Here is a 16,702-nt window from a genome sequence, read left to right as displayed (position 1 = left end):
CTTTTGATTATAAAAGATGATTCTTAATAAGTAAAGTAATCTTATGAAATATTTACCTTACAAAGTATTTGTGGCCACATTATATATATGTATGCCACGCGAAAAATGTTATGACATTTTTTCATACCCTTTTTCTTTCATACTTTGCAAGTTGTCTCATTATGGTTAAATTCACCTTCTATTTCAACTTGAATGGTGACATGTTCTACATGAAATTTCCCCTTTAATACATCCGTTGCTTCTTTCAATACGCTTTGCGTTTCATTACCTTCGATAATAAGATGGCAAGTTAATACTTGAAAATCTGATGTTACAGACCATATATGTAAATCATGAACTTCTTTTACAATAGTAATATTTAATAATGTATTTTTCACCTCTTCAGCATCTATGTGCTGCGGTGCACCTTCCATTAATATATGAACTGTATCACGTGTTACACGCCATCCACTTATAATGACTAAAATAGACACAAGAATACTAGCAACCGCATCTGCAGCAGTCCATCCAAAAAATTTAATAAGTAACGCAGCAATAATCGCTCCAACTGAACCTAATAAATCGCCTAGTACATGTAAGAACGCACTTCTTAAATTTAAATTACCTTTCACATCTCCGCCTCTCATTAATATCCAAGCTGATACAATATTAATAAGCAGACCAAGCACAGCAATAATGAGCATTCCATTACTAGCGATTTCAACTGGTTCCTTAAAACGACGAATTGCTTCAATAAAAATATATACTGAAATGACAATAAGAACGACACCATTACATAATGCCGCTAACATTTCGACTCGCTTATACCCATATGTTTTCGCGGCCGTTGCCGTTTTTTCCCCAAGCTTGAACGCAAGTAAACTTAAAGCTAAGGATACTGCATCACTTAACATATGCCCTGCGTCAGACAATAGTGCTAAGCTATTTGTTACAAATCCGCCAATAACTTCAGCAATCATAAAGCTTGTTGTTAATAAGAAGGCAATTAATAACGCTTTTTTATTTTTTGAATGACCGTGATCATGTGAGTGCCCCATACAAATGCTCCTTTAAGTGCAATATCTGTATGTTAGTATGAAACACATTCCCTATCTTTATCCCCCATTAACGCCCGATAGTGAATGCTACTAATCAGTAGAAGATGAACAATACCCCACTGATTAAAGTTTCACTTTATCCCGCTTCCTCTGTATACAAACTTCGCTACTTTTCAAACAAGTCCTTTTTCTCAACTAAAAACAAGACTACTTCTTTTTTATTTTCATATTGTTTACTAATGAAAGAATTTTTAAGGGGGTTACAAAATTGAAACGACTATTTCTCTGCATGGAGCGTGAACTTGTTGTAGTAAAAGAACAATATGGTAACTATGAAACCACATATCATTTACAAAATATGCAACCTACCTGTATTGTGGTTGATCCATTCCAAACAAATCGTGTTTATTGCGGCACATTTGGACGAGGTTTATGGCTAAGTGACGATGGCGGGGATTCGTGGAGACCAATTGGAGATTCATATCGTTACTTTGATTTCCCTAAAGAGGATGGTATTTTACACTCTTCTATTACTTCTATAACGATAAGCTCAAATGAACAAGTTAACGGCTACGGCGTCGTTTATGTAGGTACAGAACCTAGTGCTTTATTCCGTTCAGAAAATGGTGGTGAAACGTGGACTGAACTTAAAAATATGAAATCATTATTATCTTCTTATACGTGGGCTTTTCCGCCTAGACCTTTCACCCATCACGTTCGCTGGATTACAGTTGATCCAAACACTCCAAATACAATCCATGTTTCAATTGAAGCTGGTGCTGTTATTCAAAGTAATGATAGAGGGCATACATGGATTGATAAAAAATTCGGTGCTCCTATTGATGCTCATCAACTGCTTATGCACCCTGAAGCCCCTAATCGCCTTTATGCATCATGCGGTGACGGATTTATGGGCGGACCTGATCGCGCATACCTTGAAAGTTATAATAGCGGAAACAGCTGGATCTCATGCAGTGAAGGACTTGAACATCATTATTTATACAGTATGGCTATCGATCCGGCTGATTGCGATACAATTCTCGTTTCTGCCGCACCAAGTGCCGACCTTGCTCATCACCGTATTCCTTATGAATCTTATATTTATCGAAAAACGAAAGATACTCCGTTCGAGCAAGTGCAGCAAGGTCTACCCTCTGCAATTGGTACAGTCATTTCAATGTTTGCGACAAACCAAGCAGAACCACATACGTTTTACACTTTAAATAACAATGGCGTATTTCAATCCAATGATAGCGGTGAAACGTGGGAACAACTAAACATTCCGTGGAAAGATGAATATAAAACGCAGCATCCACATGCATTGCTCGTTACTTGTTCTTAACGAAAAAAGACTGCCTAATGGCTTTAGGCAGTCTCTCTTTTATTTCTTTAAATCAATTACGATATCATCTAGAACAATATCTTTACTCTTCGCTTCTTTTTTCGGCACTTCAATTTTCTTCTCTTTTCCATTCACATATTCCACTCCACCATAATTTTCAGGTGTATGAACTCGCAAGTGTACACGAGGTGTAACGATAAGCTTTGTTGCATTTTCGTTCAACTTTTGGAATGTAGCACTCCAACTACTTTTATGTGGCTCTGCTACTGTACTAGTTCCGCCATTTCCTTCACCTGCATATTTATTTCCTAAATCATCTTTTATTTCTAATTCCACATCAGCGCTATCCCATATACTTCGTAATGCCTTAGATTCTTCCTGATTGTAAAAAACGATAAAGGACATCGGGGTTACTTCCATTTTATCTATGTTTACTTTTATTCCTTCTTTTTCAGAAATTCCTTGAAGCTTAATTTCTTTACTATCCATTCCCTTAACAGTAAGGGCAAAATTCCAATTCCCTTTTATAGATTTCTTTTCCTCATACATATTTATTGCCTCTATATCCCACCAAACATTTGCAACATCTAACCTTTCACTACCATGACCACTCATCGTAGTCATACCTACATATTTTCCCTCTCCAACTTTTGTCACGTCCGAACTACCTCCTCCACCATTAAAGCCCATCACTTGCGGACTTCCAAATGGGAACGGTTTCTCTCCTAAATCTTTTTCGCTTTCAATAGAATATGTGATTGTAATTGTTCTACCATCGAACACAGCATCATTAATTGTAACCTTAACCCCATTACTCTCCCTCGTCATATTCAATTCAGTCGAAAACTCTTTATAATTTTCATATAACCCTGTTCTACCATTATCTAAAAATCGGAATATATCACCTACAATTGGCAATCCTCCAGCATATGTAGGAAACCCAATACCAAGCGTTGCAACTGATAACCCTACTAAAATAGATGCTGCAGCAACACCTTTTTTCCAACTTTTCATCTTTTTCTTCGTACGTATCGATTGTTTTACATTGCGTTTTACTTTTTCTTTTTCAATTTCAGAAGCCTCAATTTCCTCAAGTTCTTTTTCATCTATATCAATATCATTTAATAGTTCATAAATGTCTTTCATATTGCACTACCTCCAAAACTAATATTCGTAGCATTTTGTTGTAGTTTCTTTTTTCCCCGGTACACACGATTATCTATCGCTGCCCTGGTTAATCCTAATTTGTCACCTATTTCCTCTGTCTTCATACCGAGAAGATATTTCATAATGAACACTTTTTGATCTAGCGGTTCTAATTGATTAATAAGCTTCAATAACTCTTCCCTATCTTCCATAACGATTAATTCATCTTCTGCCGATTTTTCTGTACTAATATGAAACTCATCTGAAATAATTTCTACTGTTCTAGTCGCTTTCCGGTAATAATCAATCGCCTTAAACTTTGCAATCGCTGCAATCCATTTTTTAAAATCATTCGGCTCTCCATGAAATTTATTTGCATTATTCCAAATGGAAAGAAATATATCGTTTACACATTCCTCTATGAGTCCATCATTTTGAACCGGAAGAAGAACTTTGTGCGTTATCCCCTTTATGAGTGGTAAGTATGTATCGACAACAAATTCTAGCGCATCTTCCTTCTGCCGCTGTAATCTTTTTATAAAATTTTTCTCATTTGATTTCATGTAGCGATTCCCCTTATTTTTTTGTAAAAGCTTTTACACCCTATATAACGTTTTGGAAATTTTTTTCTCTCATCTTTTTTATTTTTTGTATGTAATGGAATACTTTTCCTTAGCCATTGTCTCATATAAATATAAGCTTGAAGAAAATTTTCTCAAGTCTGTAATTCAATTAGTGTAGTACACTATTTATGCAGACACTCTTTAACCTAGTGTACATTTCATTTAATTAATCTACTTTTATAATTTTAAATTAGGAGATGAAATTTGTATGTGTGGAATTACAGGTTGGGTAGATTGGAAGAAAGATCTTTCAAATGAACATGTTATTTTAGAAAAGATGGCGAATAGTATTCAGCATCGCGGTCCTGATGCTGAAGGATTTTGGTTTTCTCCTCGTGCGGCCTTTGCACACCGACGTTTAATTGTTATTGACCCAGAAGGTGGGACGCAGCCAAAAACATTCCGTGCCGGTGATTATACGTATGCTCTTACTTATAATGGAGAAATTTATAATTTTCGTGAGCTGAGAGAGCAGCTTCAAAAATGTGGTCATGCATTTGAAACTCATTCAGATACAGAAGTGTTACTACATGCTTATTTAGAATGGAAAGAAGACTGCGTACAACATTTAAACGGAATTTTCGCTTTCGCCTTATGGGATGATCAGAAGCAACAATTATTTTTAGCACGCGATCATTTAGGTGTAAAACCACTTTTTTATACGGAAAGAAATGACAGTATTATTTTCGGATCTGAAATAAAAGCGTTATTAGCTCATCCATCTGTTCCTGCTGAAATTGATGCGGATGGAATAAATGAAATATTTGGATTAGGCTTATTTCGAACTCCAGGATGTGGCGTCTTTAAACATATTCAAGAAGTTCGTGCTGGACATTCTATAACATTCACACGTGATAAAAAAGTAGTTAAGAAGTATTGGAATTTAGAAAGTAAGATCCATACAGACTCTACCCAAGACACATCTTCTCATATTTTATCTATTTTACAAGATACAGTAAAAAGACAATTAATTGCTGATGTTCCCCTCGTTTGTATGTTATCAGGCGGATTAGATTCTAGTGGTATTACTGCACTGGCAGGTAAAGAATTTAGAGAGGAACACAAAACACTTCACACATATTCAATCGACTTTTTAAATAGCGCGAAAGATTTCGAACTGACATTTGCTCGCACTGGTTTAGACGCTCCTTGGGTAAAACGTGTTTCTGAACATGTAGGGACATCGCATCATGATATTATTGTGAATGCTGAAGAGTTAGCAAATCACTTATTCGTTCCCCTCCATGCAAAAGATTTACCAAGTGCTGGCGAAATGGAAACTTCACTTTATTTACTATTTTGCGAAATGAAAAAAGATGCAACCGTAGCTTTATCTGGAGAATCTGCTGATGAAGTATTCGGGGGATATCCTTGGTTTCATCAAGAAGAACTATTATATGTAGATAAGTTTCCGTGGTTAACAAACTGGAAAAACACATCTTCTCTATTATTAAACGACGTAACAACTCAATGTAATCCTGAGCAGTACATTAATAAACGATTCCATGAGGCTGCTCTTGAAGTACCTACTCTTGAAGGTGAAAGTAAAAAAGAAGCGAAACAGCGTCAAATGTTTTATTTATTTTTAACACGATTCCTTCCGTTCTTACTCGACCGTAAAGACCGTATGAGTATGGCTGTAGGATTTGAAGTTCGTGTACCGTTTTGCGATTATAGATTAGTTGAATATTTATGGAACGTTCCTTTCAATATTAAAAGTATTGATAATATCGAAAAGGGAATTTTACGTAGAGCGCTGAAACCAGCTTTACCTGATGATGTGCGAAATAGAAGAAAAAGCGCTTACCCTACTTCACAGGATCCACACTATTTACAAACAATCCGCAATTTAACGCTTGATATGTGCAGTAATAAAAACAATCCTGTTTTCTCACTCATTAACCATTCCATATTACTTGCAATTGCTGATCAAAGTAACAAAGAGATTACCAATTTTGAAGCAAGAAGTGCTATGGAGTATATGCTACAAGTAAATGAATGGTTAAAAACGTATCATATTCATATTGCTTAACAAAAAAGAGTTCAAGGACAAAAACCCTTGAACTCTCTTTCATTTATTAATTGGCACATTGTCTATTTTCAGTATCGATGGACCATCCAATAATAGTGGCACAATCTCTACCTTTCCACTGAAGTACATTTGTTAATACAGGCTCAATCTGTAAACAAGATCCGTCGTGTAATATTTCTACTAAAGATTGATCATCATCAAACTTTAGTTTATCACACTCTAAAATACCATCCGTTGCCATTACAATGTGATTCTGACCTTTTTCTAATCCCCTTACCCCTGATGTAAAACAAGGTGTATTCGCTGCAAAAACATTTTTTCTTCCTATATACTCATAGTTCTTACGCTTATTTAGCCTACCTTTTCCATTTTTCGTTTGCTCTGAATGGAATAAATACGCGAAGCAATCACCAACTGATAGCCAATATAAGAACTCACCTTTTCGTAAACAAATTAAACATGCAAGTTCCTCATCATCTTGGTCACATTTCTCGATAAAGAGCTCATCTGTAAATAACGCTAATAAATACATATGTGTATGATGAAATGCTAAATGGATTGGGTATGAAAATAACTCTTTTAGTTTTTCTTCTCTTTCTGAAATCGCTTCTATTATATAATGTATATTTTTCGTTTTATGATGTGTATCAAAAATCATAACAAATTCAAATTCTAATTTCGGATCCCACCAAGCTAGCACTGCATCTCCTCTTTCATATGCATCACTCTCTTGATTTCCTCCATATACGCCGACTGAAAGAGGACCACATTTTTCAACATGTATTTGATCTACATACATCTTTTCATGACTAATCCATTTAAATGTATTCACAGCTATCATCCTCTCTCTTGCTAAATGTATACCTTTACACATAGATTACCTTATATTTCAATAAAAATAAACTTTTTCAACATTTTTAATGAAAATAAAAGGATTTTACTTCTTAATCAACGAATATATCTTACTATACGATATAAAATAGGAGGATTTATCATTATGAAAGACATTAATCAACATTGGGAAAGTATTTATTATCACTTACGATATGAATATGAAGACAACCTTTCTCACCAAGCTATTCGTATTTTACAAATCGTTTCTCGTGAGAAAGATATAACAATTGGAAAAGTTGCTACTGAGCTTAGTCTCTCTCATAACACAGCATCTGAACACGTAAAGCGCCTTATTCAAAAAGGATTTATTATAAAAGAAAGAAACAAACACGATGAAAGGGTTGTAAACCTTACTTTAACGAAAGAAGGCATTGAAGTATTAGAAAAGCATACTTTACTAGATAAAGAAAAGATAAAAATATTAGAATCACAGTTATCAAAAGAAGAACAACAATTAATTGAAAAAGCCTTTTCGTTATTAGCGAAGGAGGCAAAATATGCATTTCCTCGTTAAAGTAATCGTTTCGGCACTTATTATCGGCGTTATTACTGAAGTCGCTAAACATTATAGTACGATAGGCGGCTTTATCGCTGCCCTTCCACTCGTTAGTTTACTAAGCCTATTTTGGATTTCTTTCGAAGGTGGGAGTAAACAAGAATTAAGTCAATTCGCTTTAGGCGTATTATATGGATTTCCTGCATCCGCACTACTATTATTTATTGTTTATATCGGTTTAAAGAACTCCTTTTCACTTAGTACATCTATACTCTTCGGCATATGTGCCTGGTGTATCGTCTTTACTTGCCAAAAAGTATTTCAAGCTTAGGGGGAATTACTATTAATAGATCAGTAGAGATATTTGGACAAACTGTAGAAGTATACATGAGAGGTAGCAGTAAACAAACTGTAGTCATTCAAACAGGAATGGGCTGCTCATTTTACGATTGGCTTCCTATTATAGAAAAGCTTTCACAAAAATTCACAGTCATTTCATATCATCGCCCAGGTTACGGAAAAAGTGAGCTAGGAACTAATCGACGTACAACAATGCAAGTTATAAAAGAACTACATATGTTACTACATGAACTAGATATTTATGAGCCAATCATTTTAATCGGTCATTCCTATGGAGGTTTATGCGCACAACATTTTGCAATGTTACATGAAGATAGGCTGCAAGCACTTCTTTTAGTTGATTCTACTTCCATGAACTTACACCGATTAGATGAACTGCATTTACCGGTTTCTGATCAAACTGATTCTGATGATATGTGGCTACAAAAATATCATACCTACTCCAACATGGATGCAGACGCGCTTTATACTGAACTAAAACCTATGCTCGTCAATACAACAAAACAGCATATCAAATTTTCTACATCTCCTTCCTTATATAAAGCGACAGCTTCTGAACTGTCCGAGTGGAAAAATTGTGCTCGCTCAATAAAAAAACAATATAAAACATTAGAAATACCATTAATCGTTATCGGTAGAGATCCTCAATATTCTATTGCTCAATTGATTGAGGGCGGTATGCCAAAAGAAGAAGCTACACAACTTGAAGATATGTGGCAAGAACTTATTCGTGAACAATTAAATCTCTCAATAAACAGCCAATACATTTTGGCTGAACATGCTAGTCACGGGATAGAAAACGATCGTCCAGATGCTATCATTGAAGCCATTCACTTATTGTAAATAAAAAAAGGAAGCAACTAAAGCTGCTTCCTTACTTATCTATTCATAGTCTTCTTCATCATCGACTTCTTCATAATACGAACTCCCATTGCTTACATATATAGGACCGTTCGCAACATCAATACGTAGTACCCATGCCCACGGCACAGCTAAACGTTTATGTATTGCTCTCCAAAAGTTCATTGATTTTCTTTCGTACTCCTGGAACTCCTGAAGTAACTCTTTATAGGAGGAACCGTCTAACTGAATATTTGCTTCTAATAAACGAGAATGGGCATAGTACTGTAACTCTAGTTCAGCAGCAATCTCCATTTCTTCTTCCGTTGCCATACCTATAATTGCTCCATCTGCTGGTGCGATTTCATATACGTTGTGAACTTCAATAAGCCCTTCTTTCTCTTTTTCAAACATGTAAACAGCCTCCTTTAACCAATATTTTTTATGTTACAAAGTCATACTTCTACAATACCTTCTCCCTTTCCTCTTTTTTTGATAAACTTTTACAAATTATTTATCTGATAATCTGTAGACTGTATTCTTTCAGCAGAGCTGAAACAATTATTATCAAAACTTAATTTATACACATCTGGCATATGAAGGGTTTTTCAAAACTGAAAACCATATTTCGAATCAAAATAATTCATTAGTAATACCATAATATTCCCATGAGTACCTATTACAATATTCTTACCTTTATATTTTTTTAATATATTTTGCATACATATTACAGCGCGTCTTTGCGCTACATCATTTGATTCTCCGCCTTCGTATGCAAAAGTCCAGTCTGCCCATACCTTCTGAATAGCATCGTTAAAATCTGTTACTGGCTCTTTACTTAATAACCTTTCCCGTAAATCTTCTTCCAGTTGTATTGATAAATTATATGTATTCGCAATTCCTTGCACGGTTTGAATCGTCCTTTTATACGGACTAGAGATCACAACATCAATATGTTCCTCTTTTAATAAATGTATTACATTATCTGTATCAATGTGTCCCTTGTCAGATAAGGGGCGTTCCCTTTCTTCCTTTGTATATGTAGAGTGAGCGTGGCGAACGAAATATATTGTAGTCATTTGTTCCTCTTCCTTTCTTTCTTAGTTTCAATCTATATTCAATGGAGTAAATAGGAGATCCTGTATCAGTAAAAGAAAAGGACGCTTTCAAATAAGCGCCCGTTGTTTACATAATAAAATTATTTCATTATAACTTTCTTCTGAATTCTTCATCTGTTATAGCATCTTGAATAAAATAATCTATACTATTTCTCAGCTTTTGGTATGCAACTTGATCTTCTATATCGTTAAACATAATTACAACTTCTACCTTATTCCCTTTCTTATCTGTAGTATACAAACTTTTTGTCAATACGAATGCGGTAGAACCACCTTTTTGACCAGCATATTCCAACTTACTATTTTCAACTGTTCCTTTAAAAACATTATCAATTTCATCTTGCATTGATTTTGGAAAATAATTTCTACTATTTATCTTTTCCATTAAACTCAAATAATCTTTAGCATTTGCACTCACTAATCGATCTGACCAAATACGCTGGAATTCCATATCTATTTTTAATGGTATATCACGTTTCTTCCATTCACTTTCATCTTTCATCCATTCATGTATTTGTAACACGTGTTTATTATATTCATCATTAGACATGTTACGTATCATTTCTAACGATTGATTTTCTGGCTCATTAAGCTCTTTTTCTACATACCCTCTCATATATAGTGAAGCAGTATACGAAGAGAACTTGTCATGACTAGTAAGTTCTAACTCTTTTAAACTATCATTTACTCTTTCTATTCCAAGCTTATCTAACAAATATGTTGTATTCGCATTAGAACTATAATGAATCATCCCTTTAGCCACTTCTTCTAAAGCAATCTGTCCATTTTGCACTAACTCTCTCACTTTTGAATCTTCTAACCAGTCAGGATGCGCTCCACCATCAGTGTTTTTAACATAATATTTTTCTAAATCCTGCAATGAAATTTGTTCATCTCGACTTATTTTTCCTTCTGACACTTGCTTAGCAAATTCAACTGCTATTACGATTTTTGCCGTACTTGCTAATGGTAATTTTTTATTTTCATTTACAGATGTTACTACTTCACCGTTTTTTCTAATAAGTAATGAACATGTTTCATCACCTTTATGTTCTTTTATGTAGTTTAATACGTAATCAGGATCTTCTTTTGACAAATAGTACTTCATAATAACAAAGAAAGCTATAACAGCTACTACAATGACTCCTGCAACAATTCCTATAATCTTTAATATGTTCACAATATGCCCCCTCTATAAATTCCCTTCTATATAATAATTATAACGAATAAAAATACAAAATTATACAAAACAGAGTAACTCTTCCTAAAAAAAGAAAGAGTTACTCTATTTCACATGATGTTATTTGTCCATTTAACGTAACAACTATATTTGAGTCGTCACTTTCTTTAACTCTATTTAGTCGATTTGAGTTAGGAGGACCAATTACAACTGACTCCTTAATTGGCGAAAGGTCCTTTCCTAATTTTTCTGCACTTACACCGTATGCAGCTTGAAATACTTCTGGCGGTGTTAATCTAAGTATGTCTGATCCCTCCGCTGTTTCAAACTGATCGTTATTAAAGAACAAATGTAATTGTACTTCCTCTGTTACCGCTGTAATCCAATGCCACCATCCCATTGGAATAAAGACAGTTTGCCCCGCTTTCACATGATAATTTTGCAATTGATTCGTTTCGGGATTTAAAATGGATGTAACTGCTTCTCCTGATACAACAACATCTAATTCCCACGCATTCGGATGCCAATGTGGTTCCCGCATATGCCCTTTTGTCATAAACAAATCAACAAACGCCCCTCCTATCATCGCAGGTAACTGCGTTGAGGTAACTTCATATGCAACGTTTTTCTCATCTCTTTTAAAAAAGACATTTTTTCTCGAATCAAAGAAAAGATTTGGCGTTCCTGAGCTTTTCTTTAAATTTTTATTATCTGTAACATAACCTGAATTACTCATTCAATCCCTCTTTCCCGCTCCGAACATTTCTGATTTTACACTGTATCGTATGGGGAAATTTTATAAATGTGCCTATTAACAACATAACAAAAAAACATGCCTTCATGATGAGAGCATGTTTTGTGATTTTTTTCACATTATTTAGTTAAAAAATAAACTTTTTACTTACCATGATGTAACATTAAATCACTAAGTTCTTCTTCAATGTGATTTAATTTCGCAACTCCTTCTTTCCACTTATGAATATAACGCGATACCCCGACAATAAATAAAACAATAATTGTAGAAAGAATAATACCATATACGATTGTTACAGTACTCATAGTTACACTTCCTTATAATTAGTAATGTTGTTATTAGTTATATTTTTATTATAAACCTTTTTCTTTTAAAATACTTCGATTTCAACTTTTTGTAACAAAATTGATTTTTCTAATATTTCGTTCATAAAAATGGAATATTTTTCACAAATTATACAAAACTTCACCATATGTACTATTGCCACATGAGTTATATTGTTAAATAGGATAAAGTGAAATTTTAGTCAGTACGGGGTATCTATCCCACACTGATTATTAGCCCGCACCAACCAGGATTTTACGGACCGTTACTGTGGGATAAAGGGGATGAAATACTATGACGACTTGGTTTATTGTAATGTTAGTTGTATTTGGAGCATTTAAAATTATTGTTTCTAGCCTTCCTAACTCTGCTATTGAATCCATTATTAGCAAGTACGAAACACATCCACAACTTGAAGAAGAGAATGTGACTGTTACAATCAATGGAAATAACTTAGAAGGCGAAAAGAAATCCAAAATTATTCATGATTTTAACGAAGGATTATTTTTAGATCGCTATTATGCACCACCACACAATGAAGGCACTCCTTTAATTATCAATGCAAAACGTGGCAAAAAAGATTTTACATTTTATATTTATAGTCATGAAGAGCATGTTGATGTAGTAAAACAACATAAAAAGAAGGTAGTTGCTTATAGTTTACGCTCTAAAAACCTTCAAAATAATGATATGTTCGTGTCAGCTGATTTAGCTTAATGCTCATATATTAGAAGAAGGAATCCATGGCACATGGATTCCTTCTTTCCTATTTACTGAAAAATAAGCTCTGTCTTCAAACTATCTTTCGGTAACAACCATCCTTTTTGTTCTATACTCTTCATTAATAATTCTCTTTGTTTTGTTGCAATACTTTCCTCATTTGTTTTAAACGACACTTCTATTACGAAATCATCTTCTATTTTCCCTGTATTACTTAGTGGCCAAACTTCAATATTCGTTTTTATATTTTCAAACTCCCCTGTATACCGTTTCATTAATACAGGACCGTAAATACGAGAATTCTTGAGCATTTCTTCTCCCCAATTCGTATACAACCATTTGTTCATTTTCCCTGGCAACTTTTCTATTAACATGTTTTGAGCGGCTCGTTCGTTTGGTAAATCAAGTACTCCATACCCTTTAGCGCTGTAACTTTTCTTATTTGAAATACTTAACGTTTTTTTCTCAAATCCCCAATCTATTTCCGCCTCATAATTATCAGTTTTACTATCAAATCCATCTTTTTCAGCTACTTCTAGTGCATCTTGAATTACACCATTTGGAATAGGATATCTTTTTTTATATGTTAGTTCAAAATCTTTACTAAATTCTTTCTTTCGAATTCTCGCAAACCAACCTTGATTACTTAAATTTTTATTCGCTGTATCTAAAAATTGCACTTGTATTCTTTCATAATTTGTACCAGCCTGGAAATATTCTAGTACCTCTTGGTTCATCTCTTTGTTATAACCTAATACTTGTTCTGGCTTTAATAATAACTTCACTTCAAAGCTAGGTTTCATTGGACTAGCAGCAAAACCTTCCTTAACGTTATAAAGGAAACAACAAAAGAAAATACTTACGAATACAAATACTTTTTTCATATACCAATCTCCTTTACATTTTATATGACTTCTACACATTCCATTGCAAGTGAATACACATTTTCATATCCTGCTATGCTAAGCTTTTGTTGTAATCGATCCGTATCCTCTTTCAAAGCATGTACTAACACCGTATGTTCTGGTAATAGTGTATTTAACATTTCCTTAACGTCACTTATACTTTGATGAACTTTATATGGAACTCGCTTCACCCTACATTCTTTACCTACATGTTCCTTCAAAACTTTTTCTGCAAAACTTCCTTTAGCAATATGTCCAGTAAAGATAATCGAATTTCGTTCTTCATGCCGAAGTTGTTCATAATACAACTGTGCTCGTTTCGTTTGCATATTCGCATCACTCATTACAACTATTCCGTAACTATTTTGCATACAAATTTCCTTATCCATAACTATTATGTTTCTTTTTAAATCCTCCACAACCCATTCAAGTTTTTCATTATTTTTTAACCAATCTTTATATATGAACATCTCTTCAAATCCAGCAAAAATTTCTTTATCTACTATAATTGGAAGTTCTTGATATCGTTCATATAAATACAATACTATATCTTGCGCCCTACCAAGTGAGGGCAGTGGTAGTAATGCCGTTCCTTTATTTTGAGCAACTCGTTCAATTTCTGCACATAATTCGTCTACTCGTTCCTTTTGTGAAACATCATCAGTGTGATAAGCGGCATCTACAATTGCAATTTTTATATCGCTTCGCAAATCTTCAGGTAAATTAGCTCGTAGTATATTAGATTCTGCTGAATAATCACCAGAATAAAATACGTATGTATTACACATATCCACTAAAAACCAAACAGCTCCTAATACATGCCCACTATACCCCCATTGAAACCGCAACGTTGGTGTAATCTGTATCCATTCATTTGGATTACTAATCTCATCAATACATACATAATTTAGATCTTTAATATTTTGATCGTTATAAGGTAAATTCCACCCTTTTGAAAGATTGTAGTTTCCCCATTTTTCAAAATAAGCTGGAAGTTGCTCCTTCGTATAACGAGTCGTCCAAATTTTTTTCTTATATCCATACTTCGGCAATAAAGGTAAACCCATCGTATGGTCTTCATGAATATGTGATAAAAATACTGCATCCAAAAATGGAACAACTTCTCTTTCTATTTTAGGATAACTATCCTCATATGATCGATTAATACCACAATCAAATACTATTTTTGTCTCTTTATTTTTTACAAAATAGCAGGAACGACCGTATTCTCCCGCTCCTCCCCATACTTCCATCCTCATCATGCTACCCCTTTTCGTTTTTGCTCCATATGTTGCAGAAGTAATAAGCACATTGTTGTAAGCCCAACAGAAACAACAGCCATTGCCATTCCTATAGATACTTCTCCTTGTTCAAATTGAGCAAAAATAAACGTTGCTGACGTTTCTACTGATGGAGGTAGTACGAGAAGCGATGCTACTAACTCTCTTATCGAAATCGTAAATGTCATCGCCCATCCAGCAAGAATTCCTGGAATAATAAGCGGCAATATTATTTTTCTAAAAATATAAATATAATTCCCAGAAAAAATACTTCCTGCCTGTACAAGAGAATCATCAATTTGTCCGAGCGATGCTTTTACATACTGCACCGTATAAGGTAAAAAGAGAACAACATACGTTACGATAACCATGACTGGTGTATTGTAAATTGACATAGGCATATAGGGTGAATTCCAAAATAAAATAAGCCCTACAACCATCACTATTCCTGGTACCATATTCGGTAACATGCCGCACATATCAAGCCATTTTTCAGAGGACTTTTTCCCCTTTCGAATCATAAGCGCCAAAAATACGCCAATAATTACAGCAACAATCGCCGTTACGAGTGAAAAAAGAAAACTGTTCCATAAAGCTTCTAATCCCGGAGAACCAATTGTAAATAATGCTTCATAATGGCTTGTTGTAAAGTTATTAAAATGTAAGCCACCGCCTCTTAACTTCGACAAAGAAGCAATAAGTATAGAAAAGTATGGGATTCCAATTGCTACTATTAGTAAACCAATTACATAAACCCATGCTATAACGCGCGCAAATATAGACAAAGTATACCTTTTAGATTTCACACCTTTTCCACTAACCATTGCATATGTATACTTTCGATTCAATACATTTTGCATATACCAAATGAGCATACACGCACTAAGTAATAAAGAAGATAATGCTGTGGCACTGCCAAAATCAATCGGCCAACTAGAGATAAATTTATGAATCTCAGATGTTAACACATGGAATCCTATTCTACGTCCGAATGTAGCTGGTGTTCCAAATTCAGCAATCGTCTTTACGAAAATGAGTAAAGCACCCATTACATAACTTGATAACAATAACGGTAGTATTATTTTTCTTAAACGATAGAAAAAACTTCCACCATGAACTGCTGCCGCTTCTTCTTTACTACTCCCAATCTGAAGTAACGTGTTTTTCAACATGAAGTAAAGGAATGGGAATAAATGCAGACTCATAATTAAAACCATACCGCCTAAACTAAAAAACGATGATGAAATCGGCTTTAAAGCCGGAAAAAATTGTTCAAAATAACCGTTAGGTTGCATGAACAAAATCCATCCCATCGATCCGATATAGGGCGGGGTCATAAATGGGATCATAAAAACAATATCTAACTTACTATACTTTCCTACATCTGTTTTGCTCATAATGAACGCCAATGGAAACGCAAATATTGTAGCTCCTATTACAACGAGTACACCTAGAAGCATCGAATTTAGAAAAATCCCAGCTAATCCACCACTCTGCATGACTTCAAAAGGCTTTAAAAAATTCCAACTGCTATTTTCATATACACTAGAAAATAAAATGAGAAAAAGCGGAATGACGATTAACATCGCCACAAGTAACAACGCTACTGTCATTCCAACTTGTCTTACTGATACGAATCGATTTACCATGT

18 protein-coding genes and 1 pseudogene are annotated in these 16,702 nt (G+C 34.4%); 6 read left to right on the top strand and 13 right to left on the bottom strand.

From position 1 onward, the window contains the following. Nucleotides 1-137 precede the first annotated feature (137 nt). Nucleotides 138-1,037, bottom strand: coding sequence for a cation diffusion facilitator family transporter (locus NSQ69_RS08855; RefSeq protein WP_002012090.1), 900 nt, complete (start codon nucleotides 1,035-1,037; stop codon nucleotides 138-140). A 268-nt stretch (nucleotides 1,038-1,305) separates the two neighbouring features. Here NSQ69_RS08855 and NSQ69_RS08850 point away from each other — a divergent pair, with 268 nt between their 5' ends. Further along, nucleotides 1,306-2,379 (top strand): hypothetical protein, encoded by a 1,074-nt coding sequence (locus NSQ69_RS08850; RefSeq protein WP_002189109.1) that lies wholly within the window; start codon nucleotides 1,306-1,308, stop codon nucleotides 2,377-2,379. A gap of 39 nt (nucleotides 2,380-2,418) precedes the next feature. Here the strand turns inward: NSQ69_RS08850 and NSQ69_RS08845 are convergent, their stop codons facing one another. Then, the gene (locus NSQ69_RS08845) at nucleotides 2,419-3,525 is read right to left on the bottom strand and encodes a DUF4179 domain-containing protein (RefSeq protein ID WP_341099170.1); all 1,107 of its coding nucleotides are present in this window, start codon (nucleotides 3,523-3,525) and stop codon (nucleotides 2,419-2,421) included. Further along, entirely contained in the window at nucleotides 3,522-4,088 is a 567-nt protein-coding gene (locus NSQ69_RS08840; protein WP_002012086.1) for a sigma-70 family RNA polymerase sigma factor, read from the bottom strand. The genes NSQ69_RS08845 and NSQ69_RS08840 overlap by 4 nt, the downstream gene beginning before the upstream one ends. A gap of 268 nt (nucleotides 4,089-4,356) precedes the next feature. On the opposite strand from NSQ69_RS08840, the gene asnB reads away from it, so the two are divergent. Next, nucleotides 4,357-6,180, top strand: coding sequence for an asparagine synthase (glutamine-hydrolyzing) (gene asnB, locus NSQ69_RS08835; RefSeq protein WP_002186199.1), 1,824 nt, complete (start codon nucleotides 4,357-4,359; stop codon nucleotides 6,178-6,180). A gap of 46 nt (nucleotides 6,181-6,226) precedes the next feature. Here asnB and NSQ69_RS08830 read toward each other — a convergent pair whose 3' ends face one another. Continuing rightward, nucleotides 6,227-7,054, bottom strand: coding sequence for a protein phosphatase 2C domain-containing protein (locus tag NSQ69_RS08830; protein WP_002012083.1), 828 nt, complete (start codon nucleotides 7,052-7,054; stop codon nucleotides 6,227-6,229). Between the two features lie 123 nt (nucleotides 7,055-7,177). Here NSQ69_RS08830 and NSQ69_RS08825 point away from each other — a divergent pair, with 123 nt between their 5' ends. From NSQ69_RS08825 to NSQ69_RS08815, 3 genes are read left to right on the top strand one after another with little or no spacing between them, the layout of a single operon-like run. Next, nucleotides 7,178-7,588, top strand: coding sequence for a MarR family winged helix-turn-helix transcriptional regulator (locus tag NSQ69_RS08825; protein ID WP_002030991.1), 411 nt, complete (start codon nucleotides 7,178-7,180; stop codon nucleotides 7,586-7,588). After that, nucleotides 7,572-7,901 carry a DUF3147 family protein gene (locus tag NSQ69_RS08820; protein ID WP_002086410.1) on the top strand — a complete coding sequence of 110 codons (330 nt, stop codon included), beginning with the start codon at nucleotides 7,572-7,574 and terminating at the stop codon, nucleotides 7,899-7,901. Before NSQ69_RS08825 ends, NSQ69_RS08820 begins: the two co-directional genes overlap by 17 nt. Beyond that, complete coding sequence (locus tag NSQ69_RS08815) at nucleotides 7,853-8,773, top strand: alpha/beta fold hydrolase (protein WP_341099169.1); 921 nt, start codon at nucleotides 7,853-7,855, stop codon at nucleotides 8,771-8,773. Before NSQ69_RS08820 ends, NSQ69_RS08815 begins: the two co-directional genes overlap by 49 nt. A 39-nt stretch (nucleotides 8,774-8,812) precedes the next feature. On the opposite strand, the gene NSQ69_RS08810 is transcribed toward NSQ69_RS08815, so the two are convergent. The 6 genes and pseudogenes from NSQ69_RS08810 to NSQ69_RS08785 all read right to left on the bottom strand — a co-directional run bounded on the left by NSQ69_RS08810 (nucleotide 8,813) and on the right by NSQ69_RS08785 (nucleotide 12,309). Next, a complete protein-coding gene (locus NSQ69_RS08810; RefSeq protein WP_000461762.1) occupies nucleotides 8,813-9,184 on the bottom strand; it encodes a hypothetical protein in 372 nt (123 codons plus the stop codon). 89 nt (nucleotides 9,185-9,273) lie between these two features. Further along, nucleotides 9,274-9,849, bottom strand: a pseudogene (locus tag NSQ69_RS08805) (histidine phosphatase family protein). A 127-nt stretch (nucleotides 9,850-9,976) separates the two neighbouring features. Then, nucleotides 9,977-11,068, bottom strand: a complete 1,092-nt coding sequence (locus NSQ69_RS08800; RefSeq protein WP_341099167.1) for a serine hydrolase — start codon at nucleotides 11,066-11,068, stop codon at nucleotides 9,977-9,979. A gap of 100 nt (nucleotides 11,069-11,168) precedes the next feature. Further along, complete coding sequence (locus NSQ69_RS08795) at nucleotides 11,169-11,804, bottom strand: cupin domain-containing protein (RefSeq protein ID WP_002086416.1); 636 nt, start codon at nucleotides 11,802-11,804, stop codon at nucleotides 11,169-11,171. Nucleotides 11,805-11,965: 161 nt separating this feature from the next. After that, nucleotides 11,966-12,127 carry a hypothetical protein gene (locus NSQ69_RS08790; protein WP_000109008.1) on the bottom strand — a complete coding sequence of 54 codons (162 nt, stop codon included), beginning with the start codon at nucleotides 12,125-12,127 and terminating at the stop codon, nucleotides 11,966-11,968. Between the two features lie 65 nt (nucleotides 12,128-12,192). Further along, nucleotides 12,193-12,309, bottom strand: coding sequence for a hypothetical protein (locus NSQ69_RS08785; RefSeq protein WP_002031004.1), 117 nt, complete (start codon nucleotides 12,307-12,309; stop codon nucleotides 12,193-12,195). A 131-nt stretch (nucleotides 12,310-12,440) separates the two neighbouring features. On the opposite strand from NSQ69_RS08785, the gene NSQ69_RS08780 reads away from it, so the two are divergent. Then, nucleotides 12,441-12,863, top strand: coding sequence for a YfmQ family protein (locus NSQ69_RS08780; RefSeq protein WP_002011948.1), 423 nt, complete (start codon nucleotides 12,441-12,443; stop codon nucleotides 12,861-12,863). Nucleotides 12,864-12,916: 53 nt separating this feature from the next. On the opposite strand, the gene NSQ69_RS08775 is transcribed toward NSQ69_RS08780, so the two are convergent. The 3 genes from NSQ69_RS08775 to NSQ69_RS08765 are packed head-to-tail and all read right to left on the bottom strand — an operon-like array spanning nucleotide 12,917 to nucleotide 16,700. After that, complete coding sequence (locus NSQ69_RS08775) at nucleotides 12,917-13,750, bottom strand: hypothetical protein (protein ID WP_002031005.1); 834 nt, start codon at nucleotides 13,748-13,750, stop codon at nucleotides 12,917-12,919. A 20-nt stretch (nucleotides 13,751-13,770) separates the two neighbouring features. Further along, entirely contained in the window at nucleotides 13,771-15,033 is a 1,263-nt protein-coding gene (locus NSQ69_RS08770) for an MBL fold metallo-hydrolase (RefSeq protein ID WP_341099164.1), read from the bottom strand. Beyond that, the gene (locus NSQ69_RS08765; RefSeq protein ID WP_002031009.1) at nucleotides 15,030-16,700 is read right to left on the bottom strand and encodes an ABC transporter permease; all 1,671 of its coding nucleotides are present in this window, start codon (nucleotides 16,698-16,700) and stop codon (nucleotides 15,030-15,032) included. Before NSQ69_RS08765 ends, NSQ69_RS08770 begins: the two co-directional genes overlap by 4 nt. Between the last annotated feature and the right edge of the window lie 2 nt (nucleotides 16,701-16,702).

Origin of the sequence: Bacillus sp. FSL R10-2201, assembly GCF_038008665.1 — a bacterium.
Taxonomy (GTDB): domain Bacteria; phylum Bacillota; class Bacilli; order Bacillales; family Bacillaceae_G; genus Bacillus_A; species Bacillus_A mycoides.
The sequence above is the reverse complement of the archived record's forward strand: the minus strand, read 5'-3'. Positions and strand labels throughout refer to the sequence as shown.